The 20,436-nt window shown below is 60.8% G+C and carries 20 protein-coding genes and 1 tRNA gene; 13 read left to right on the top strand and 8 right to left on the bottom strand.

Annotated elements, in window-relative coordinates; all coding sequences use genetic code 11:
- Window positions 1-49 precede the first annotated feature (49 nt).
- Entirely contained in the window at window positions 50-859 is an 810-nt protein-coding gene (locus NKI52_RS12285) for a DeoR/GlpR family DNA-binding transcription regulator (protein ID WP_352572215.1), read from the bottom strand.
- A 187-nt stretch (window positions 860-1,046) separates the two neighbouring features.
- Between NKI52_RS12285 and NKI52_RS12280 the strand changes: the two genes are divergently transcribed.
- The 3 genes from NKI52_RS12280 to ggt (NKI52_RS12270) all read left to right on the top strand — a co-directional run bounded on the left by NKI52_RS12280 (window position 1,047) and on the right by ggt (NKI52_RS12270) (window position 6,883).
- A complete protein-coding gene (locus NKI52_RS12280) occupies window positions 1,047-3,149 on the top strand; it encodes a bifunctional rhamnulose-1-phosphate aldolase/short-chain dehydrogenase (RefSeq protein WP_023677381.1) in 2,103 nt (700 codons plus the stop codon).
- Between the two features lie 125 nt (window positions 3,150-3,274).
- Window positions 3,275-4,567, top strand: a complete 1,293-nt coding sequence (rhaI, locus tag NKI52_RS12275; protein ID WP_023677382.1) for an L-rhamnose catabolism isomerase — start codon at window positions 3,275-3,277, stop codon at window positions 4,565-4,567.
- A 579-nt stretch (window positions 4,568-5,146) separates the two neighbouring features.
- On the top strand, window positions 5,147-6,883 hold the full coding sequence (gene ggt, locus NKI52_RS12270; RefSeq protein WP_023677383.1) for a gamma-glutamyltransferase: 1,737 nt from the start codon (window positions 5,147-5,149) through the stop codon (window positions 6,881-6,883).
- A 64-nt stretch (window positions 6,884-6,947) separates the two neighbouring features.
- Here ggt (NKI52_RS12270) and NKI52_RS12265 read toward each other — a convergent pair whose 3' ends face one another.
- The 3 genes from NKI52_RS12265 to NKI52_RS12255 all read right to left on the bottom strand — a co-directional run bounded on the left by NKI52_RS12265 (window position 6,948) and on the right by NKI52_RS12255 (window position 8,359).
- The gene (locus NKI52_RS12265; protein ID WP_292663955.1) at window positions 6,948-7,289 is read right to left on the bottom strand and encodes a hypothetical protein; all 342 of its coding nucleotides are present in this window, start codon (window positions 7,287-7,289) and stop codon (window positions 6,948-6,950) included.
- 181 nt (window positions 7,290-7,470) lie between these two features.
- Window positions 7,471-7,920, bottom strand: a complete 450-nt coding sequence (locus tag NKI52_RS12260; protein WP_352698122.1) for a hypothetical protein — start codon at window positions 7,918-7,920, stop codon at window positions 7,471-7,473.
- Between the two features lie 139 nt (window positions 7,921-8,059).
- The gene (locus NKI52_RS12255) at window positions 8,060-8,359 is read right to left on the bottom strand and encodes a DUF1236 domain-containing protein (RefSeq protein WP_352457747.1); all 300 of its coding nucleotides are present in this window, start codon (window positions 8,357-8,359) and stop codon (window positions 8,060-8,062) included.
- Window positions 8,360-8,781: 422 nt separating this feature from the next.
- On the opposite strand from NKI52_RS12255, the gene NKI52_RS12250 reads away from it, so the two are divergent.
- The 10 genes from NKI52_RS12250 to NKI52_RS12205 all read left to right on the top strand — a co-directional run bounded on the left by NKI52_RS12250 (window position 8,782) and on the right by NKI52_RS12205 (window position 18,109).
- Window positions 8,782-8,973, top strand: a complete 192-nt coding sequence (locus NKI52_RS12250; protein WP_352589194.1) for a DUF3606 domain-containing protein — start codon at window positions 8,782-8,784, stop codon at window positions 8,971-8,973.
- A 102-nt stretch (window positions 8,974-9,075) separates the two neighbouring features.
- Window positions 9,076-9,342: a DUF6894 family protein gene (locus tag NKI52_RS12245; protein WP_352448669.1), complete on the top strand. Its 267-nt coding sequence runs from the start codon at window positions 9,076-9,078 to the stop codon at window positions 9,340-9,342.
- A 654-nt stretch (window positions 9,343-9,996) separates the two neighbouring features.
- Window positions 9,997-10,374 carry a VanZ family protein gene (locus NKI52_RS12240; protein WP_023677392.1) on the top strand — a complete coding sequence of 126 codons (378 nt, stop codon included), beginning with the start codon at window positions 9,997-9,999 and terminating at the stop codon, window positions 10,372-10,374.
- A 512-nt stretch (window positions 10,375-10,886) separates the two neighbouring features.
- Window positions 10,887-11,558 (top strand): GntR family transcriptional regulator, encoded by a 672-nt coding sequence (locus NKI52_RS12235; protein ID WP_352589198.1) that lies wholly within the window; start codon window positions 10,887-10,889, stop codon window positions 11,556-11,558.
- A gap of 86 nt (window positions 11,559-11,644) precedes the next feature.
- Entirely contained in the window at window positions 11,645-12,490 is an 846-nt protein-coding gene (locus NKI52_RS12230; RefSeq protein WP_352698120.1) for a transporter substrate-binding domain-containing protein, read from the top strand.
- Window positions 12,491-12,575: 85 nt separating this feature from the next.
- Window positions 12,576-13,289 carry an ABC transporter permease gene (locus tag NKI52_RS12225; protein ID WP_352698118.1) on the top strand — a complete coding sequence of 238 codons (714 nt, stop codon included), beginning with the start codon at window positions 12,576-12,578 and terminating at the stop codon, window positions 13,287-13,289.
- Window positions 13,286-14,005, top strand: coding sequence for an ABC transporter permease (locus NKI52_RS12220; protein ID WP_352698254.1), 720 nt, complete (start codon window positions 13,286-13,288; stop codon window positions 14,003-14,005). Before NKI52_RS12225 ends, NKI52_RS12220 begins: the two co-directional genes overlap by 4 nt.
- A 21-nt stretch (window positions 14,006-14,026) precedes the next feature.
- Complete coding sequence (gene ggt / locus NKI52_RS12215) at window positions 14,027-15,619, top strand: gamma-glutamyltransferase (RefSeq protein ID WP_352698116.1); 1,593 nt, start codon at window positions 14,027-14,029, stop codon at window positions 15,617-15,619.
- Between the two features lie 902 nt (window positions 15,620-16,521).
- Entirely contained in the window at window positions 16,522-17,277 is a 756-nt protein-coding gene (locus NKI52_RS12210; protein WP_352698114.1) for an AAA family ATPase, read from the top strand.
- Between the two features lie 13 nt (window positions 17,278-17,290).
- Window positions 17,291-18,109: a class I SAM-dependent DNA methyltransferase gene (locus tag NKI52_RS12205; protein ID WP_352698112.1), complete on the top strand. Its 819-nt coding sequence runs from the start codon at window positions 17,291-17,293 to the stop codon at window positions 18,107-18,109.
- A 305-nt stretch (window positions 18,110-18,414) separates the two neighbouring features.
- On the opposite strand, the gene NKI52_RS12200 is transcribed toward NKI52_RS12205, so the two are convergent.
- From NKI52_RS12200 to NKI52_RS12185, 4 genes are all read right to left on the bottom strand, one after another.
- Complete coding sequence (locus NKI52_RS12200) at window positions 18,415-18,939, bottom strand: hypothetical protein (protein ID WP_352698111.1); 525 nt, start codon at window positions 18,937-18,939, stop codon at window positions 18,415-18,417.
- Between the two features lie 147 nt (window positions 18,940-19,086).
- Window positions 19,087-19,162: transfer RNA gene (locus tag NKI52_RS12195), tRNA-Phe, on the bottom strand.
- A gap of 431 nt (window positions 19,163-19,593) precedes the next feature.
- Window positions 19,594-19,785 (bottom strand): DNA gyrase inhibitor YacG, encoded by a 192-nt coding sequence (gene yacG, locus NKI52_RS12190; protein ID WP_023677402.1) that lies wholly within the window; start codon window positions 19,783-19,785, stop codon window positions 19,594-19,596.
- Window positions 19,782-20,411, bottom strand: a complete 630-nt coding sequence (locus NKI52_RS12185; protein ID WP_352457706.1) for a Maf-like protein — start codon at window positions 20,409-20,411, stop codon at window positions 19,782-19,784. The genes yacG and NKI52_RS12185 overlap by 4 nt, the downstream gene beginning before the upstream one ends.
- Window positions 20,412-20,436: the final 25 nt, after the last annotated feature.

Genomic DNA, 20,436 nt, shown 5'->3' with positions numbered 1-20,436 from the left:
TCCTCCCTTGAGCGTTGCATTCCATCACCGCTGCGGGCGTGAGTGGTTCTCAGGCCTGCAGCGAAGATTCTTCCTTGTTGGTTGCCGTTGTGCGGGCGATGATCAGCGTCACGCCGGCGGTCTCCAGCATCTTGGCTTCGCGGTCCTCGATGCCGTCGTCGGTGATCACCGTGGCGATGCGCGACAGGCCGCACAGGATCAGGCTCGAGCGTTTGCGGAACTTCGAGGAATCGACCAGCACCACCAATTCGTCTGCCTGGTCGATCAGTTTCTGCTCGGCCTGGATCAGCAGCGGGTCGCCTTCCATAAGACCGAGCGGCCCCAGCCCTTGCGCGCCCATGAACATGCGGCGCGCGTAGAAATTGCGCGTCACGTCATTGTCGAACGGCGACAGGATGATGTTCTGCTCGCGGTAGATGGTGCCGCCCGACAGCATCACCGTGTTCTTGGAGTGCCTGAGCAGGTGCTCCGCGATCGGGAAGGAATTGGTGAAGATCGGCATGCGGCGGCCGGTCAGGAAATGCACCATCTGGAAGGTGGTGGTGCCGCCATTGATGATGATCGGCTCGCCGTCCTTGCACAGATCCACGGCTTCCCGCGCGATTGCCCGCTTCTGCGAAGCGTTGATGGTCTCGTTGACGGAAAAGGGCCGGCCGGCAAGGCCGATGAACTGCGGCGGCGAAAGCGCCTCGGCGCCGCCGCGCACCCGGCGCAGCCGTTTTTGCACATGCAATGCCGCGATGTCGCGCCGGATCGTCGCCTCCGACGACTCCGTCAGGTCGACCATCTCCTGCACCGTCACCACAGGCTTTTCCTGGACGGCGGACAGAATGATCCTGTGGCGCTCTTTCTCGTGCATGGTTCCTCCCTGCCGGAGCATCTAGGCACCCAAAGCGCGCAGTGTCAATCATTTCCGATCAGATAATTTCATTGTGCAATGCAATATGATTGATGTTGATCGTTTGTGATTGACAAGACCGCCGCTTGCGTAGAAATTCGCACAAAAGGGACCCGCGCCGTTTGCGTGTCCCAAAGGGAGGATACCTATGCTCGACAAGCGCTCCGGCACGCGCCTCGCCAATCTTTGGGATGACGCAAAAGCGCAAGCAATGAGCGAGCCCGAACGTCTGGTCTATCGCTCGAATGTTCTTGGCTCCGACAAGCGCGTCACCAACTATGGCGGCGGCAACACCTCCTCCAAGATCTGGCAAAACGATCCGCTCACCGGCGAGAGCGTGGAAGTGCTGTGGGTCAAGGGCTCGGGCGGCGACAGCGCCTCGATCAAGCTCGACGGCTTCGCCACGCTCTACATGGACAAATTGCGCGCGCTGAAAGGTCTCTATCGCGGCCTCGAACATGAAGACGAGATGGTCGGCTATCTGCCCCATTGCACCTTCAACCTCAACCCGCGCGCGGCTTCCATCGACACGCCGCTGCATGCCTTCGTGCCGAAGCCCTATGTCGACCATATGCATCCCGATGCCATCATCGCCATTGCCGCCGCCAAGGATTCGCAGGCGCTGACCAAGGAAATCTTCGGCGACACGATCGGCTGGCTGCCATGGAAACGTCCGGGCTTCGAGCTCGGCCTATGGCTGGAGAAATTCTGCCGCGAAAACCCCGAAGCCAAGGGTGTCGTACTGGCCAGTCATGGCCTGTTCAGCTGGGGCGACACGCCGAAGGAATGCTACGAGACGACGATCTCGGTGATCAACCAGGCGATCGACTGGTTCGAGCGCAAGAGCCATGGCAAGCCGATTTTCGGCGGCGAAGTCGTCAAATCCCTCGATGCGCCTGCGCGTCGCGCCGTGGCCGCAAAACTGATGCCGAGGATCCGTGGCCTGATCTCGGAGAACAGCCACAAGCTCGGCCATTTCGACGATTCCCCTGCCGTGCTCGAATTCGTCAATTCCAGGGATTTGCGGCCGCTGGCGGCACTCGGCACGTCCTGCCCGGACCACTTCCTGCGCACCAAGATCCGGCCGCTGGTCATCGAGTTCGACCCCCAAAATCCCGACGTCGATGCCGTCATTGCCCGTCTTGCCGATGATGTGGCGGAGTATCGCGTCGGCTATCAGGCCTATTATGACCGCTGCAAGCACGCTGACTCGCCTCCGGTGCGCGACCCTAACGCGGTGGTCTATCTGATGCCGGGCGTCGGCATGTTCACCTTCGCCGGCGACAAGGCGACGGCGCGCATTTCGGGCGAATTCTACGTCAACGCCATCAACGTCATGCGCGGCGCCTCGACGGTCTCGACCTATGTCGGCCTGCCCGACCAGGAAGCCTTCGACATCGAATACTGGCTGCTCGAAGAGGCAAAGCTGCAGCGCCTGCCGAAACCAAAGGCTCTTGCCGGCCAGATTGCGCTGGTCACCGGCGGCGCCGGCGGCATCGGCCGGGCCACCGCCAACCGGCTGCTGCGCGAGGGCGCGTGCGTCGTGCTGGCCGATATCGACGAAGCAGCCCTTGCCAGCGCCAATGACGAGCTTGCCAAGGCCTATGGCAAGGATTTCGTGCGGCCCGTAGTCATCAACGTCACGTCCGAGGATCAGGTGATCTCCGGCTTTGCCGAAACGGCGGTCGAATTCGGCGGCATCGATATTCTGGTCTCCAATGCCGGCCTGGCCTCCTCGGCGCCGATCGAGGACACCACGCTGACGCTGTGGAACAAGAACATGGACATCCTGTCGACCGGCTATTTCCTGGTTTCGCGGGAGGCGTTCCGGCTGTTTCGGGCGCAGAAGATCGGCGGCAACGTCGTCTTCGTCGCCTCCAAGAATGGGCTTGCCGCATCGCCAAACGCCGCCGCCTATTGCACTGCCAAGGCCGCCGAAATCCATCTGGCACGCTGCCTGGCGCTGGAAGGCGCGGAAGCGCAGATCAGGGTCAATGTCGTCAACCCCGACGCTGTGCTGCGCGGCTCGAAGATCTGGACCGGCGAATGGAAGGAACAGCGCGCCGCCGCCTACAAGATGTCGACCGACGATCTCGAGGAGCACTACCGCTCGCGTTCGATGCTGAAGCGGTCGGTGTTCCCCGAAGACATCGCCGAGGCGATCTATTTCTTCGCCTCCGATATGTCGGCCAAATCGACCGGCAACATCATCAACGTCGACGCCGGCAACGCACAGAGCTTTACGCGATAAGCAGTCGTTTGAGGGTTGGCGCCGACGCCGGAGCTTTACCCTTCTCCCCGTCACCATACGGGGAGAAGGTGCCGGCAGGCGGATGAGGGGCAGCGCCAACCGAACGCATTTGGGAGGAAACTTTAGTGTCCGAAACCATCATCTCCGCCGATGTTGTCGAGAAAGACAATGCCGCGCGCAACGCCAATCTCAAGCGCGACTACGAGTCTCTCGGCGAGCGCCTCGACCGCCGCGGCATCGCCATCGACGCCATCCGCGACAAGGTCGAGAAATTCGCCGTCGCCATCCCGTCCTGGGGCGTCGGCACCGGCGGCACCCGCTTTGCCCGCTTTCCCGGCGCCGGAGAGCCGCGTGACATTTTCGACAAGATCGAGGACTGCGCCGTCATCCGGCAATTGACGCAGGCGACGCCGACCGTCTCGCTGCATATTCCCTGGGACAAGGCCGATCCGAACCGGCTGAAGCAGGCGGCATCCCGCTTCGGCCTCGGCTTCGACGCCATCAACTCCAACACCTTCTCCGACGCCAGGGACCAAAAACTTTCCTATAAATTCGGCTCGCTGTCGCATGCCGATGCAGCAACACGCCGGCAGGCGGTCGAGCACAATCTCGAATGCATCGAGATCGGCAGGACGCTGGGCTCCAAAGCGCTGACGGTATGGATCGGTGACGGCTCGAACTTTCCCGGCCAGGTCAATTTCGCCAAGGCATTCGAGCGCTATCTCGACGCGATGAAGGAGATCTATGCCGGACTGCCGGACGGCTGGAAACTGTTCACCGAGCACAAGATGTACGAGCCGGCCTTCTATTCGACCGTCGTGCAGGATTGGGGCACCAACTACATCATCGCCAAAGAGCTTGGCGACAAGGCGTTCTGTCTGGTCGACCTTGGCCATCACGCCCCCAACGTCAACATCGAGATGATCGTGTCGCGACTGATCCAGTTCAAGAAACTTGGCGGCTTCCATTTCAACGATTCGAAATACGGCGACGACGATCTCGACGCCGGCTCGATCGATCCCTACCGGCTGTTCCTCGTCTTCAATGAACTGGTCGATGCCGAGCTTTCAGGTGCAGAAGGGTTCGATCCGGCTCACATGCTCGACCAGAGCCACAACGTCACCGACCCGATCGAAAGCCTGATGCTGTCGGCAATTGAGGTGCAGCGCGCCTATGCTCAGGCGCTGCTGGTCGACCGCAAGGCGCTCGAAGGTTTCCAGGACGCCAATGACGCGCTGATGGCGACGCAGACGCTGAAGATAGCCTATCGCACCGACGTCGAACCGATCCTTGCCATGGCGCGGCTGAAGACCGGCGGCGCCATCGATCCGGTCGCCGCCTACCGCGCCGCCGGCTACCGAGCGAAGGTCGCAGCCGAACGGCCGGCGGTGGCGAGCGTCGGCGGCGGGATTGTTTGATGTTGGGGGTGAAAATGAAAAACCCGCCACGAAGGGGAAGGGCGGGTCGTGGGAGCCAATTAGCACCACACTCAAATTAGTAGCATAGCTGCCGGCACAAAGCAAGAACAAAATTGCTGTAACGTGAAAATTCTGGGAGCCGCGATGAAGCGTGGCCTTGTTTCCAACGCTGCGGCGCTCAGAAGTAACGGCATGGATCCTAGGGTCTCCGCGACGTCGCTTCGCTCCTGCTCCGCCCTAGGATGACGAAGGCGTGAGGGCCTACAGCTAATCGCAGATGTTGGGGATTGGCGGCTGATGGCAATGGCAAACGTTGCAGGCTGGCGGCTGCTGGCAAATCGCAAACTTTCGGGATTAGCCGATCCCTCCCTCCCTTCGTCATCCTAGGGCGGAGCAGGAGCGAAGCGACGTAGCGGAGACCCTAGGATCCATGCCGTTGCAGTCGCCGAAGATTGCAACGGCGGTTGCGAGGCGAACCGGCACAGGCGTGCGAACCCTCCCGATTCTTTCGATCTTCGCAGTAGACTCAACCGCTCCAAGCGCGTTTCCTAGGCCTACCCCACGCCTCGGAGGACGGCCATGCACAACACCCGCCGAACCCTAATCGCCGTAAGCCTTTCCCTCACCCTGACCTTCGTACCCTTCCTCGCCTATGCCGCCTCGCCGCAGCCGGCGAAGGGCGAGCACGGCATGGTGGTGACCGCCCAGCACCTTGCGTCTGAGGTCGGCGTCGAGGTGCTGAAGCAGGGCGGCAACGCGGTCGATGCCGCCGTCGCCGTCGGCTATGCGCTGGCCGTGGTCTATCCGACCGCCGGCAATATCGGCGGTGGCGGCTTCATGACCATCCGCTTCAAGGACGGCCGCTCGACCTTCCTCGATTTTCGCGAGCGCGCGCCGCTGGCCGCGACCAAAACCATGTATCTCGACAAGGACGGCAAGCCGGTAAAAGGCGCCAGTCTCGACGGCTATCTGGCGGTCGGCGTGCCGGGCTCGGTCGCTGGTTTCGAAATGGCGCGGGAGAAATACGGCACGCTGTCGCGGCAGGACTTGCTGGCGCCGGCCATCCGCTTTGCCAAAGAAGGCTTCGTGCTGGAGCAGGGCGATGCGGCCTCGCTCCAGGGCGGCGCGGAGCGGTTGGCCAGGGACCCAGCGGCGGCGGCCATTTTCCTCAAGCCGGACGGCAAGCCTTATGCTGTCGGCGAGCGCCTTGTTCAGCCCGATCTCGCGGCTTCGCTTGCCGCCATTTCCGAACGCGGGGCGGATGCCTTCTACAAAGGCGCGACCGCCGACGCCATCGTCAAGGCGAGTGGCGAGAAGGGCGGCATTCTGGCCAGGGCTGATTTCGAAAACTATGCGGTGCGCGAGCTCAAGCCGGCGACCTGCAATTACCGCGGCTACGAGATCATTTCCTCGCCGCCGCCGAGCTCCGGCGGCGTCATCATCTGCGAGATCCTCAACGTGCTTGAGTTCTATCCGTTGTCCTATCTCGGCGCCGGTTCGGCCGAGACGGTTCACGTCATGGTCGAGGCGATGCGCCACGCCTATGTCGACCGCAATTCGGCGCTCGGCGATCCCGGCTTCATCGACAATCCGGTCGCAAAACTGCTCGACAAGAATTACGCCAGGGAAATTCGCGAAAAGATCGATCCGTTCCGGGCCGGCGTCTCGCAGGAATTGATGCCGAAGGGCTTTGGCGAGAGCAACGAGACGACGCATTTTTCGATCATCGACAATGACGGCAATGCCGTCGCGGTAACCTACACGCTGAACGGCTCTTTCGGCGCCGGCGTTGTCGCCGCCGGCACCGGCATCCTGCTCAACAACGAGATGGACGATTTCACCCAGAAACCCGGCGTGCCCAATCTCTATGGCCTCGTCCAGGGCGAGGCGAATGCGATTGCGCCGAAAAAGACGCCGCTGTCGTCGATGAGCCCCACCATCCTCGCCAAAGACGGCAAGCCGTTCATGGTCATCGGCAGCCCCGGCGGTTCACGCATCATCACCATCACGCTGGAGGCGATCGTCAACGTCGTCGATCACGGCATGAACATCCAGGAGGCCATCGACGCACCGCGCATCCATCACCAGTGGCTGCCTGACACGGTCTATATCGAACCCTTCGGCCTGTCGCCCGATACCGAAAAGCTGCTTACCGGCATGGGCTACCGCCTCGATCTTGCCGACACGACCTGGGGCCAGGCGGCCGGCATCCTGGTCGGCGGCAAGAGCCTGGCGGAAATCGAGAAGGGTGGCGGCGCCCGCTACAATGGCGCCATCGACAGCCGCGCCGCAGCCGGCAAGGCTATCGGGTATTAAACCCCAAAAAGTGGGAACCGGTTTTCGGATAAGATCATGGTCAACAAGAAGATTGCGCCTTGCTTCAGGTGACCAGCGCGATTGTCGACGCAATCAGCATCAGCGCCGCGATGCCGACGAACAGCGCGTAGATGCGCGGCCGGTCGAGCAGAAGCGCATTGCCGGATATCCATGCTGCAGTGGCGCCACCAAGCGCGAAAAAGAAGGTGCTGCGGCGCCCGAAGCTCAAGCCGGCAGCCATCAGGCCACCGATGATCAGGGCGCCGAACACGATGATCACGGCGACTGCGTATTTTTCGAAATCGTTGCTGCCGGCGCTCGGGCCGATTGCGTTCAACCTCGACAGATCGTCCGGATCGAACGGGCTGGTCGACCCATATTCGTCTTGACCGACAGGCTCATGCATTATTCGTTCTCCGCAAACCGACAGCAAATCATCAAGCCTCGCCGAGCGCAACCGCTCGCCGAATGTGATCGGCACGGTGTTCAACACTTTCTGGCGGCGGCTTGCCAGAGATTTTTGAATTCGCGCTTGGATCGCCGCCCCGCTGCGCGGCCTGGTCAAGCGCTTTGCCCGAGCTGAATCTTCATGCCGCCCTGGCCAAAGACCGCGTTGCCTGAACGGAAGCCCCAAGCACCGCCTGTGCGGAGTCGGCCTGCCTTTCATCGACATGCGCCAGCACCAGGATCACACCTTGTGCGGCATTCGTCTGGCCTGGCTGCTTGCCGGGACCGGACGATGTCCCGAAAAGCCTGCCGGCAACGCAGCCGAAGGCTGCACCGACGAGGGCCGATGCCAGCCATCCCGCGCCGAGGGGATCAATACCGGGGATATCGAAGGCGCCGAGGCCGGCCAACAAACCGGCCGCCGCGCCAAGGGCGGCACCGGTGCCTGGACCGCGCAAGACGGCGCCGATTTCGTCATCATAGGGTCCGATGACACTGATTTCGTGGTGGGCGATCCCTGCCGCCTGAAGTGCTTCGACGGCTCGCGCCGCCTGGTCATGGGAATCAAAAAGTCTGCTGATTGTTCGCATTGAAACTGCCTGTGAGGCCCCCCGGCCCTCGACGGTACGGCGGGTTCCTGCTGAGCGACGACGCCGAGGAACCGCCTAACGCATACGTCGCCCCCCGCTGATTTCCGAGCGGCGGGCGACGACAGCCCGAGCTTTCACGTCACTCGATGATCTTGACGATCTTGCGCGTGCCTGGGTCGACGACGACGGTGCGGTTGTCGACGATGACATAGCGGTATTTGACGCTGGGGACTTCATGAAGCTCGACGGTATCGGGAAGCGTTGAGCCGATATTGAGCTCCACCCCAGGGATTTTCACCGAGGCCAGCGGCTGCTTCTTCACATACTCCTTGATGACCGTTTCCTGCTGCGGTTCGATGACAACGTCTTGCGCCGCAGCGGCGCCGATGCCTGCCAGCAGCAAAAATCCCGCCACCGCGGTGGAAAGATGCATTCTCATGGTCGTCTCCTTTGCGAACTCGGTCCGCTCTTCGCGCCAAGGCTCACTCGAACGGAAGGCAGCTGAAAACGTTCCGTCGACGGGGCTTCGGTCCCGCCCGGCAGGGACCAACCGACGTGTTGCCGCAGGACCTAAGTCTGATCCTTGCGCGCAAAGGGTGGGTTTGCCGCGTGATCCGGAACCGCCGCGGCACCTAGCCGTTGCTGGCTGCACGTTCCGGGAGGATTCCATGGAAAAGGTCGACGGTTGCTCGCACCGATCCTGGCTGTTTCCATTCCGATCGAACCCGGCATCTGCGCAGCCCTGTCCCTTCCTGCGCCGATAAGGGTTCGCGCGTCACTTTGTGGCGGGCGAACCCTCAAATTGCTGCGTGCACCAAAGTTGACCCCCTGAAGCGAAGAGAAGGGGCGAGGAGAGCGGAAATGCCCGACGACAAGAGCAAGCGAGACTTCAGCGACCGCAATCGCGTTTCGGCGGATGAATATTATGAGGTCGAACATTTCGCGCGGCAAAATGGTGTTTCGCCCAGCCAGGTGAGCAAGCTGATCAAAAGGACCGGCGGCGACCGGATGATCCTCTCGCAGGCGGTGAAGGCATTGCGCGAGCGCAAGTGAGCTGGCGGCGAAGCCAACGGTGGAGAGGCACTGATCGCGATCGGCCGAGATCAGGCCAGCTATCGACAACGTGCCCGGATGCCGCCGCTTCGGCCAAGCGCAATGCCCCGCTACTTCTTCGATTCCGATGAAGACGGAATCGTCTATTCCGACGATCAGGGAACGTTATATGACGATCTCCCGCTGGTCAGGAAAGAAGCCCTTCGCACATTGGCCGAGATGGCCAGGGATGGCCTTCCTCATCGCAGGATTGCAGTCAAGGTCCGGGACGACCGTGGCGGTCTGGTCCTTGAAGTGGCTTTGACCTTTGCCGTTGAAACGCGGCACTTCGACGAGCGGATTTTCCAGATCGACTTGCGCACGAACTGACGGCTCGATCATCATCGCGCCGACCATCATCAGATTTCTGGTGCAGCGGCATCTTCCCCTGGCGCGGAACATTAGAAGTCTCTAATTGTTATCTTAAGCAGCGGGAACCTCCCAGGATTCTGCTGCAGATCGGGTGCAGCCCGATCGGCCCGCGCCCTCCGCCAGAGGCGCGGGCTTCGTTTGTTTAGCCGATGCCCAACGCCGTTCGGCAGCAGCATATTGGAGACCTGCGGGAGCAGTAGTAGCATCTGTCGCTACCGCGGCGCCCTGGCGCCCAGGCAACGGAGCCCGTCGTCCGACAGGGCGGCGGGCTTTTTTGACGCGGGTCGGTCATCACGCAATCGATGGAATTCTGGCCGGCGCCGCTTCGTGTGGCATGGGGTAAGGTGCCCTGACGCAGCGCCGGCCAAGCGGAAATCAGGTCCGCCGCAGCCAGATTGTAGCCGCGCTGGCGCAGCAGGTAATTGCGTGATCGCGGAAGCTACACCATGCAGAGCCCTCCCCAGCAGTTCGGCCTGCCAGCGGCTGACCCGAGGCATTCATTCATTCTGACGATGCACCGGACGCCCCGACGGCGGAAATTGGACGCAGCGCTCGCTCTCGATTCAGCGGCCGGTGTTCGCTGCAGATTTCGGACGAAAGGCCATTCTATCCTTGTTGCGCCTGGATTCTTATCAGATCGTGGCAAGGATTGCCTTTCCGGCGGCGTTTGCCGGCGTTCTGCTGTTCGCCCTTCTGCCGGAGCAACTCCTGCAGGGTCTTGGCCTGGCTTTCACGTTTGATCACGACAAGCTCAATCACGCCGCCGCCTTCGTCGTCCTGGCGGCTCTCGGAAGTCTCGGCTGGCCGGAACGCAAGGCGAAGCTGATCGTACTCCTCGTTCTCACGGGTGCGGCGATCGAGGGGCTTCAGGCCGTGCAACTGATAGGGCGCGACCCGGATTTATTCGACTGGGTGGCCGACTGCGCGGGAATCGCGTGCGGACTGATGGTTGCAGGCTGGACAAAGCGGCTCGCCGGCGGATTGCCATAGCTCGAAAGCGCATAACGGAATCGGCGCGCCCGTGCCCCAACAAGGGGAAAATGGCCGGCGCCACTTGGGGGGCGCGTTGGGGTAAGTTGCCTGATGGGGCGCCGGCCAGGCGGAAAAATTACGTCCGCCGCAAAGTAACATAGCAGGAACGGCAATGCGCGGCAGTAGCGTGATCGCGGAAGGTCCGCGTTGGCGCCTCCGGTGCGGTGACCCGTTTGGGTCAACAATTCTGGCACCTGAATTGCACTGCAGGTAATGCCGGGGAATCCCGGCAATCGTCCCCGAATATGGGGCCTCGCCGCTTCGCAAATGGAGCGGCGGGCCTTTTTGCCGGACGTTGAAAAGCAGGCCGATCAGCGGCTTAGCTGATGACGGTGCGCTTAGCCCGATTTCCCCTACCAAGTGCGTATTCTCACAAGAGAAATTCTAAAGCGCCCAAGCATCGGTGCTTGACACAGGTTTCGACAACTGGATAAGTGGATACACAGATACGCTCTGATCGGACCAGGGACATGGCAGCTGACGCAATCGAGCCGTTGGGCATCACGACCGCCGAGGAGGAAGCTTATCGCCACATTCAGCGGGCCCTGAGGATGGGGCGTTATCGGGCCGGGGACCGGCTGATCCCGGAAGAGATCGCGACGGAAATCGGCATGAGCCGCATGCCGGTTCGCGAAGCATTCCGCCAACTGGCCGCGGAAGGTCTTGTGGTCATTCGCCCGAACCGTGGCTGCATCGTCGCCGGGCTTACCCTCGATGAGATTTACGAAACATTTGAAATACGCTCGGTGCTCGAAGGGCTGGCGGTGAGGCTTGCCATGCCGCACATCGATGTCGAAGTGCTTGAAGAACTGGAACGCCAGCTTGACCGCATGGAGCGCGCCAGCCAGACCGGCAGCAGCGACTGGGTCGTGCGCCATCAGGCCTTCCATTTGCAGATTTGCCAATTGAGCAACAGACCCAAGCTGGTCCGGCAGATCGCCAGCCTGCACGTCGTGATCGAGCCCTACCTGCGCATCTGGTTCGACTATGTCGACAAGCCCGCCAGCGCGCGTGCCGAGCACGAGATCCTGATCGACGTGCTGCGGTCAGGTGATGCCGGCAAGGCTGAGATCGTCATGCGCGATCATATCGTCGAGACAGCGCCGCTGTTGGCCAACTTCGCAAGTCCCGGCCGCCGCTAGGGGAATACCGTCTAACTCGTTGAAGCTGGAAGATAATCCGGCACGACGAAAGGGAACTGCCATACCGGCAAAAAGAGGAGAATGATATGAAAATTAGCCGCATCGCAGCCATTGTTTCGGTCCTGTTCGGCCTGGTCCAGGCCGCCGTTGCACAAGAAACACCAAAGGCAATTACCATTGCCACCGAAGGAGCCTACGCGCCCTGGAATTTCACAACAGCCGACGGCAAGCTGGACGGCTTCGAAGTCGATCTCGCCAATGATCTGTGCGGGCGAATGAAGATCGAGTGCAAGATCGTCGCACAGGACTGGGACGGCATGATCCCCGCGCTGACCGTCGGCAAGTTCGACGTGATCATGGCGAGCATGTTCATCACTGAAAAACGTCTGAAGATCATTGACTTTACCCAGCCATATGCCGTGGATCCCTCAGGTTTCGCGGTCGCCAAGGATAGCGAACTGGGCAAGCTCGGCATTTCCAACGAGCGGTTCAAGCTGGAGAATGAAGCCTCTGCGCAGGCGGCAATCGACAAGCTCAAGCCATTGCTGAAGGGAAAGATCATTGGAGTTCAGGCTGCAACGGCGAACCTGGAATTTGTGAAAAAATACTTCTCGGACGTCGCCGAGATTCGCGAATACAAGACCACCGAGCAACACGATCTCGATCTTGCCGCGGGTCGCATCGACGCGCTCTTCGCGCAACAGACAGCGCTGGCCGCCACGCTGGGCAAGCCGGAGTTCAGCGACTATACGCTTGCAGGACCAGGATTTGTCGGGGGTCTCTTCGGTCTTGGCTCCGGGGCCGGTATCCGCAAAGAGGACACCAAGCTGAAAGACATGCTCAACGGCGCCATCGACGCCGCGACCGCCGACGGCACGATCAAAACCCTGTCGCTTAAATGGCTCAAGAGCGACGTCACTCCAGTCAAGTAAGCGCTTGCCGGCGAACGGCCATTCCTGACCACGTTCCGGAGCTGAGCCGTTCGTCCTGCCGGGGGTATCAATGCCGGGGGTATCAATGGTTGACGCATTCCGGCTGCTTGGTTTCCAGCACGGAGGTTGGGGGGCTGCTCTTCTCATGGCGGCCTCGGTCACAGTGCTCCTGTCCGTGCTGGGCTTTGCGCTTGGCGCTGTATTTGGCGGGCTGGCAGCGGCCGGGCGTCTCCGCAACTCCAAAATATTGAGGTTCTTGGCCCTTGGCTATTGCACGGTTTTCAGGGGCGTGCCCGACCTTCTGACCATTTATCTGCTTTACTATGGAGGAAGCGTCGCCCTGACCTCGCTTGGTCATAGCCTGGGTGGGTCCGGATTCGTCGGCGTTCCGGCCTTTGCCACTGGAACCTTGGCTATCGCGATCATCTCGGGCGCCTATCAAGCCGAGGTCTATCGAGGGGCTTACCTCGCCATCGACCAGGGACAGCACGATGCCGCTTGCGCGCTTGGTCTCAACCGGCTGCAGCGGCTGCGACAGGTTATTTTTCCCCAGCTCCTGAGATACGCGCTGCCAGGTCTCGGCAATGTGTGGCAGTTGGTTCTGAAGGACTCGTCGCTGATATCGGTAATCGGCCTCGTTGAACTGATGCGCCAGGCGCAGATCGCTGCAGGTTCGACCCGTGAACCGTTCATCTTCTACATTGCTGCAGCCTTGCTCTATCTGGCTATCGCTTCCGTCACGGGCCACGCCTTCTACCGTCTGGAACGGAAGGCGCCGTGGCGCGTCCGGTCGGCATGATAGATTTCAGTTTTTTCCTCGAAATCCTGCCGAAGCTACTCGTCGGCCTGCCGCTCACGATGGAACTGGCCCTGACTTCCATCGTTGCCGGCTTCGTTCTTGCCGTCACATTGGCGCTTGCCCAGCAATCGGAATCGCCCTTCGTCGTCTTGCCGATCCGTGGCTTCGTTGCCGTGTTCAGGGGCACGCCTCTGCTGGTGCAGATTTTTCTGACCTATTATGGCCTTGGTCAGTTCCGGCACCAACTGTCGGCAATTGGATTATGGGCCGTTTTCCGCGAACCCTACTGGTGCGCAATCATCGCGCTGACACTCAACACCACCGCCTATGGCAGCGAAATCCTCCGCGGCGCGATTCAATCGGTGCCACGCGGCCTTGTCGAGGCGGCCCGGTCTGTCGGCCTGTCCACCTATTTGACCTATCGGCACGTTATCCTGCCGCTGGCCTTTCGCCAGGCGCTGCCGAGTTACGGCAATGAAATCATCCTGATGATCAAGGGCACGTCTCTGGCTTCCATCGTGACCTTGATGGAGGTGACTGGAATTGCCCAGGGATTGATCTCCCAGACCTACCGCGCCTTTGAAGTCTTCATCTGCGCGGGCGCCATTTATCTCACTTTGAACTTCGCGATCATCCGTGCCTTGGCGGCACTCGAATACTGGATGTCGCGGCATCTGCGGCACCGCCCCTCGACGATGAGCGACGCCGCCTCTTGAGCACGATCAGAAGGGCATAGCATGCGAAATTTTGAGAAACCAACGCGCTCGGTTGTCGTTTCACGCGAGGCCATGGCCGCCACCTCTCATCCGTCGGCGACCCTGACGGCGGTGGAGATCATGGCGGCCGGCGGCAACGCCATGGATGCCGCCATCGCAGCCTGCGCGGTGCAATGTGTCGTCGAGCCAGCCTCGACCGGCATTGGAGGCGACTGCTTCGCTCTTCTGTCGCGAAACGGATACGGCGAGGTCATCGCCTACAACGGATCGGGCAGGACACCCGCCGCCCTCACAATTGACTGGTTCCTCGAACGTGGCATGGCGGAGGTGGCCCGCAATTCTCCTGGCTCCGTCACCATCCCGGGAGCAATCGATGCCTGGACCAGATTGCACGCTGATCATGGGCATATGCCCTTCGATCAAATCCTGGCCCCCGCTATACGTTTCGCCGAGGAAGGCTACGCCATTTCACCGCGGGTCCATCGTGACTGGGCGTTGGAAGAAGAACTTCTGGCCTCCGATGTAGCCGCGAAACGGATTTTCCTGCCAAACGGCCGTGCGCCAGGCGTTGGCGAAGTGCATCGCCAGCCTGAGTTGGCTGCAACGCTGCGGCTGATCGCCAAGAAGGGACGAGAGGCCTTCTACACTGGCCCTGTGGCCGGTGACATGGTCGCCTATCTTCGTGGGCTCGGCGGATTGCACACACTCGAAGATTTCGCCTCGGCAACAGGCGAATACGTGACCCCGATCAGCACGGCGTTTCGAGGCTGCGATGTGTTCGAATGTCCGCCGAATGGCCAGGGTGTGATCGCGCTGCTCATTCTAAACATCCTCTCGCGCTTCGAAGCGCACGGCGACCCGCAATCCGCGGACCGGCTTCACCTGGAAATCGAAGCAACACGCCTCGCTTACGCCGCGCGTGACCTGCTCGTCGCCGATCCTGATGCGTCCGAGGTCCCGGTGGCCGACATGTTGTCGAATGCCTGGGCCGATCGTCTGGCCGGCATGATTGACCTAAAGCGCGCCCGCGCGGACCTGCCGGCGTTCGATATGCCGCTGCACAGCGACACGGCCTATATTTCCGTTGTCGACAAGGATCGCAATGCGGTCAGTTTCATCAACTCGGTCTTCGACAGCTTTGGCTCGGGCCTGGTCTCGCCACGCTCCGGTGTCGTCTTGCACAATCGCGGGCAAAGCTTTTCGCTTGACCCCAAGCACCCCAATGCAGTGGCGCCGAACAAGCGACCTTTGCATACCATCATACCCGGGATGCTTGCGAGAGACGGCCGGGCAGAAATGCCTTTCGGCGTTATGGGTGGCTACTACCAGGCAATGGGCCATGCGCACCTGCTGACGAAGGTGCTCGACTTCGGGATGGATCTGCAGGAGGCGATTGATCTGCCGCGGGTCGCCCCCGTCAGCGGCACCATGAACGTCCAGGCCGAACACGGGCTCGCTGGCGAAACCGTAGCTGAACTTAGCCGACGCGGTTTCGAAATCATTCCCGCCACGGACCCGATCGGCGGTGCGCAGGCCATTCGCATCGATTGGGCAAACGGGACCCTGCTGGGCGGTTCTGAACCGCGCAAGGACGGCTGCGCCCTCGGTCTGTAGAGCGGTTATGGCCAGAGCGGGATCCAAGATGCCGAAGATGCTCTTCATCGACATTTGGCCGGCGAGCAGGAGCCGCTGGCGCCATGGTCCAGATAATTCTTGCACGCCATCGACAATCCGATCGGCGCGAGGTTGTCACCCGTGTCTTAGGTACAACTGTCAACCATGTCTCCGGGCCGTACAGGGAAAAATGGTGCCCAGAGGCGGTTCGAACCACCGACACGCGGATTTTCAGTCCGCTTTCGGTGATTGATATTGTTCAGATTTTAGGCCGAATGTCGCGTTTGTGTCGCGTCAGGCCCGCTCGGCCTGAACTCGTTGCCCTGTTCAGCGCCCAAACACGCGTGCCGTGGTGCCGACAGTCATTCAGATGGATGATGGTATGGTTCGGCACTCCTAGTAAGCTCCGATCACCAGGCAATTTAGAGACTTTCTGAGGTCCATGTTCCTATGGGCGCAAGCGGCGCGACGACGGAGGTGTTGGCGCAGGCGGCGGGGGTCGGCGTCGTCGAGGCTCGCACGCCTGGAAGCCACGACGACCGACGTCGACCAACGGGCAACCGTGGGGCGCTCGATCGATCAGAAGATGGCACGGGCGACGAGCCAGTTCGACAGCGACAGGCGTGTCAACCAGCCGCAAGCGCAGGCGATCGAGAAGCAATTGCAAGTTCTCAATTCAACCGGCAACGCTGTCGCGGCTCAACAGGCGGGACTGCACGCCATGGAAAGGCAGTTCCCGCCGCATCGCATCTCCTCCAAAGCTTTTTGCGGCGTCAGCAGGATGCCAGCGAGCGGGGTCAACTCGGCCAGGCGGATGCCAGGGTGTTTACGCTCGCCACACCGCCGGAGCGGGCGAGCTCGCTTCATCCGATCTTTCTGTTTCCTGTTCGGGAGGTCCCTACATGATTATCGAGTTGTTCGGTCCGCCTGGTGCAGGCAAGACGACCCTTCTCCGCGCCCTTTGCCGTGAGCTGGCGAAACGCGACATCCGTGTGAAGACGGTCAATGGCTATCGCCGGATTGATTTTGTGTCTTTCGGCAGCGAAGTCGATTCGGTCGAGGATGAAGGCCCGGAGACACGCCATGGCATCCAGCGTCTGGTGCACAAGCTCGCCACCGCGAGTCCGGTCTTGTTCTCGACCCCGCCGAGCGAGGGGGCCGCTGCGCGGCTTTTGGCATCGATCCCTCCAAAAAGTCGAATATGGGCGTTGCGTCTGAAGATCGACGTCGTTTTGCTCTTCGAAGCCTGGAATACGGCGCAGGCCTCAGAAGGGTACTTCATTTTCGAAGAGGGTATCGTTCAGGCGTTGTGTGCGCTCGTCCTGTTGGCACGAAATCCAAGTATCGACATGGTTCGTAATTGCCTGACGTTCCTGCCGCGACCGGATCTCCTCATTCAAGTCGACGCGCCCGGGGAAACGCTGCGCCACCGCCTCATTGAGCGGTATGCGCGGCAGCCGTATCTCGAGCGCCTTCTCGAAGTCGGAGTGGTCAGGGGCCTGAAGCAAGCGGATATCGCGAGGGAGATCGGCCAATGCCTGCAAGACAAATGGCCGCTGATGCGTGTCGACGGCCTCGACCCACGCAATTTCGAACAGGTCGTCGCGCGTATCGTGGGGCACGGATTGCCCGCGACGGCATGCGTCGGGCCAAACTAGAGGCGCGAGTTGCATGGTGCTCACGGTGAGATCGTTGGTTGGCATTCGCAGATTTCTGCGGGCGCAGTGGCGACCGTTAGGCAGCGTCCATGAGAACCGTGCACCCGCTCGTCGGGATTACCGAGCAAGCCACCAGACGGATGGGTACGGTGCCCATTACTCCGACACGTTCCGGTCCGGCTACTATGCAGCTCTGTGGTCGGGTATCGAAAAGCCTTTGGTCGAACGTATTCTCCTGCCTGTCGGCGGGCCGAACCGGAAATGCCTGGACTTCGCATGCGGCACAGGCCGCATAGCAAATATCGCAGCTCAATTTTTTGGTGAAGTCGTCGGCGTTGACATCTCCCAATCTATGCTGGCTAGCGCACGGGTTCCGAAGAACGTGAAATTGGTCCGCGCTGATATTACGCTCTCTCCGCTTGCCGAAAGGTTCGACGTGGTCACGGCATTCAGATTCTTCCTCAATGCTGAAGATGAGCTCAGGAAGGATGCACTGTCGGCCATCAGCGCGCATTTGAACGAAGGTGGATTGCTAATCTCGAATATCCACATGAATGCGACCTCGCCAATAGGGCTGGTCTGCCGCATTCTGAACCGTTATGCAGGAGGGACAGTCCGCCACACTTTGAGCATTAAAGGATACGAGCAGACGCTCATTGCAAATGGCTTTATTGTCGAGCGGATAGTTGGGTACGGTTTTTTGCCGCGACCCGGGAAATTGCTGCCAAGACTCTGCGAAATATTGATCGTGCCGTTTGAAAGGATCTGCGCAAGTGCCAGGATTCCGGCGGAGCTTGCGCAGAATTTCCTGGTGGTTGCCAGAAAGCGGTAAAGCCGGCGGGCACATGAAATTTGAAACCGAGCATTTGCCATGAGGCTGGTCTTTGTTGAAGCTATGGCAGGAAAGTATCGAGTGTCGGTTTTGGCTGCGCTTCGCTTGGCTCAATCGGACAAAGCGCTGCTCGCCTCTGCTCATCAGTGCCTTTGGCGACGGCGCTCGCCGGTGACCAACGATGCACTTGCCCTTTTGAGGCAGGACGATCGCAAGCATCCAGACGTCGCGAGGTACTTTCGTAGATTGGGGGATTCCGGCAACGCAACGCGGGTTCGCGCTGTAATTTCCAGACGTCTTGAGGTTCAAGTATCTCCCTGCCGATTGCGGGACGCGAATTCCTCGTAATGCCTGCGTATGAACTCCGGTTTGGCCCGATGCCGCACCTGCCGGCCTGTAAGCCTCTCGTAACCAGTGCCCACGCATCTCGAACCATAGAAACGCATGAGAGAACGTCTGAAAGCGGCTTGCTCGGGCCTTAGCTCAGCGCTGGCGAACCGCCTCTCGAAGCCATCGGCAATATCCTGCTGATCCGCCTCAAGCGCCTCTTCCTCAGCGGATTTCGGCATGGATTGCGTGTATGCAGCGATGAGGATCTGCCTTTTGCGGTCGGCGACACCTATCGCATCCCAGAATTGAGAGACGTCTTCGTCGCTGACCTCTATCGTTCGCCCTGTTGAGGCGGCCTGACCGAATCCTCTGGTATGGCCTTTGCCCCGCGTACAAAAGTCATACCAGACCTCATTCGCTTCGCTTCCTACAGTCCGTGCTCGCTCATCGAGCAGCCGATTGATCGGACGGCAACATCGGCGCGCTTTACGCGTGCTCATGTCGCGTTCATGTCGCGTGGAGTTGCCGACAGTCGCAGGAAACCCTTGAAAATCAACGGTAACAGTTCGCAACACGGCGCGACATGAAATGCCGTAAGTCGCCAAGTTGGCGACACCGCAAGCCGTTGATTTTATATGAGGAAGTAGTGGTGCCCAGAGGCGGATTCGAACCACCGACACGCGGATTTTCAGTCCGCTGCTCTACCAACTGAGCTATCTGGGCCTGCTCCGGCGGGCGGCAATCTGCACACCGGGTTCATGAAAGCGCCGTCGGCACCCCTTGAAAGCGCGTGGGTTATAGCACGGGAATTCGGCCTGTCCAGCGCTTAGAGCATGATCCCGAAAAGTGGAATCCGGTTTTCGGAAAAGATTATGCTCAGACAAAAAGCATGATCCCGAAAAGTGGAATCCGGTTTTCGGAAAAGATCATGCTCAAACAAAAAGCATGATCCCGAAAAGTGGAATCCGGTTTTCGGAAAAGATTATGCTCAAACAAAACGCCAGAACCTGTTCCGTCCGACAGTGCCCGGATGGAACAAGTTCTGGACATTGATTTCAGGCGCGAAACGACAGGCAGTCCGCAAGGCCGATCATCGGTCACGATCGCGGCTGCGAAACCGTCCCAAGCCTGTGGAAAACCGCAGGTGGACGGCGCTATTTCTGGTCGTCGTTCTCGTCCTCGTCGTCGCGTCCCGGGATGACGTAGACCCCCTTCAGCCAGCGGTTGAGGTCGATGTCCTTGCAGCGCGTCGAGCAGAACGGGTAGGTTTCGCGCGCCGATGGCTTGCCGCATTCGGGGCAGGGCCGCTTGGGCCGCAATGGCGTGACCTTGTCGTCCGGGCTCATATCCGCGCACCCGACAGCCAGTTGGCGTGCACCTTAAACCCTTCGCCGCTCAAAAGCGCTACCGTCTCGTAGAGCGGCAGGCCGACGACGTTGGTGTAGGAGCCGACAAGCTTGACGACGAAGGCGCCGGCAAGCCCCTGGACGCCATAGCCGCCGGCCTTGCCGCGCCATTCTCCGGATGCGATGTAGGCCTCGATCTCCTCGCGCGGCAGCCGCTTGAAACGCACCCTGGTCTCGACCAGCCGCAAGCGCTGCTTGCCGCCCGGCGTGATCAGGCAGATGCCGGAATAGACCCGGTGCGAACGGCCGGACAAAAGCCCGAGGCAGTTGGCGGCGTCGTCGAGCGTCTCGGCCTTGGGCAGGATGCGCCGCCCGACGGCAACCACCGTGTCGGCGGCCAGCACGAAGCTCGGCAGGTAGTCGGCTTCGGTCTTCAGCGAAGCCAGCGCCTTCTCGGCCTTTTGTGTTGCCAGGCGCTTGGCCAGCGAGCGCGGGTGCTCGGCGCGCAGCGGCGTCTCGTCGACATCGGCCGGCAGCACACGGTCCGGCTCGATGCCGGCCTGCTGCAGCAGCTCGATCCGGCGCGGCGAACCCGAGGCAAGCACGAGCTTCTGCAAAATGCCCATCGCGATCCCGGCCGGGTCCTTGAAC

Origin of the sequence: Mesorhizobium sp. M0590 (assembly GCF_040320905.1) — a bacterium.
GTDB lineage: Bacteria > Pseudomonadota > Alphaproteobacteria > Rhizobiales > Rhizobiaceae > Mesorhizobium.
The sequence above is the reverse complement of the archived record's forward strand: the minus strand, read 5'-3'. Positions and strand labels throughout refer to the sequence as shown.

What these genes read in the sequence shown, in the direction of transcription:
- NKI52_RS12250 (WP_352589194.1), top strand. Translation starts at nt 8,782, where the DNA reads ATGCCCGACGACAAGAGCAAGCGAGACTTCAGCGACCGCAATCGCGTT.
- NKI52_RS12220 (WP_352698254.1), top strand. Translation starts at nt 13,286, where the DNA reads ATGATAGATTTCAGTTTTTTCCTCGAAATCCTGCCGAAGCTACTCGTC.
- NKI52_RS12230 (WP_352698120.1), top strand. Translation starts at nt 11,645, where the DNA reads ATGAAAATTAGCCGCATCGCAGCCATTGTTTCGGTCCTGTTCGGCCTG.
- NKI52_RS12265 (WP_292663955.1), bottom strand. Translation starts at nt 7,289, where the DNA reads ATGCATGAGCCTGTCGGTCAAGACGAATATGGGTCGACCAGCCCGTTC.
- NKI52_RS12225 (WP_352698118.1), top strand. Translation starts at nt 12,576, where the DNA reads ATGGTTGACGCATTCCGGCTGCTTGGTTTCCAGCACGGAGGTTGGGGG.
- NKI52_RS12185 (WP_352457706.1), bottom strand. Translation starts at nt 20,411, where the DNA reads ATGGGCATTTTGCAGAAGCTCGTGCTTGCCTCGGGTTCGCCGCGCCGG.
- ggt (WP_352698116.1), top strand. Translation starts at nt 14,027, where the DNA reads ATGCGAAATTTTGAGAAACCAACGCGCTCGGTTGTCGTTTCACGCGAG.
- NKI52_RS12285 (WP_352572215.1), bottom strand. Translation starts at nt 859, where the DNA reads ATGCACGAGAAAGAGCGCCACAGGATCATTCTGTCCGCCGTCCAGGAA.
- NKI52_RS12205 (WP_352698112.1), top strand. Translation starts at nt 17,291, where the DNA reads ATGGTGCTCACGGTGAGATCGTTGGTTGGCATTCGCAGATTTCTGCGG.
- NKI52_RS12260 (WP_352698122.1), bottom strand. Translation starts at nt 7,920, where the DNA reads ATGCGAACAATCAGCAGACTTTTTGATTCCCATGACCAGGCGGCGCGA.
- NKI52_RS12255 (WP_352457747.1), bottom strand. Translation starts at nt 8,359, where the DNA reads ATGAGAATGCATCTTTCCACCGCGGTGGCGGGATTTTTGCTGCTGGCA.
- yacG (WP_023677402.1), bottom strand. Translation starts at nt 19,785, where the DNA reads ATGAGCCCGGACGACAAGGTCACGCCATTGCGGCCCAAGCGGCCCTGC.
- NKI52_RS12280 (WP_023677381.1), top strand. Translation starts at nt 1,047, where the DNA reads ATGCTCGACAAGCGCTCCGGCACGCGCCTCGCCAATCTTTGGGATGAC.
- NKI52_RS12245 (WP_352448669.1), top strand. Translation starts at nt 9,076, where the DNA reads ATGCCCCGCTACTTCTTCGATTCCGATGAAGACGGAATCGTCTATTCC.
- NKI52_RS12210 (WP_352698114.1), top strand. Translation starts at nt 16,522, where the DNA reads ATGATTATCGAGTTGTTCGGTCCGCCTGGTGCAGGCAAGACGACCCTT.
- NKI52_RS12235 (WP_352589198.1), top strand. Translation starts at nt 10,887, where the DNA reads ATGGCAGCTGACGCAATCGAGCCGTTGGGCATCACGACCGCCGAGGAG.
- NKI52_RS12200 (WP_352698111.1), bottom strand. Translation starts at nt 18,939, where the DNA reads ATGAGCACGCGTAAAGCGCGCCGATGTTGCCGTCCGATCAATCGGCTG.
- ggt (WP_023677383.1), top strand. Translation starts at nt 5,147, where the DNA reads ATGCACAACACCCGCCGAACCCTAATCGCCGTAAGCCTTTCCCTCACC.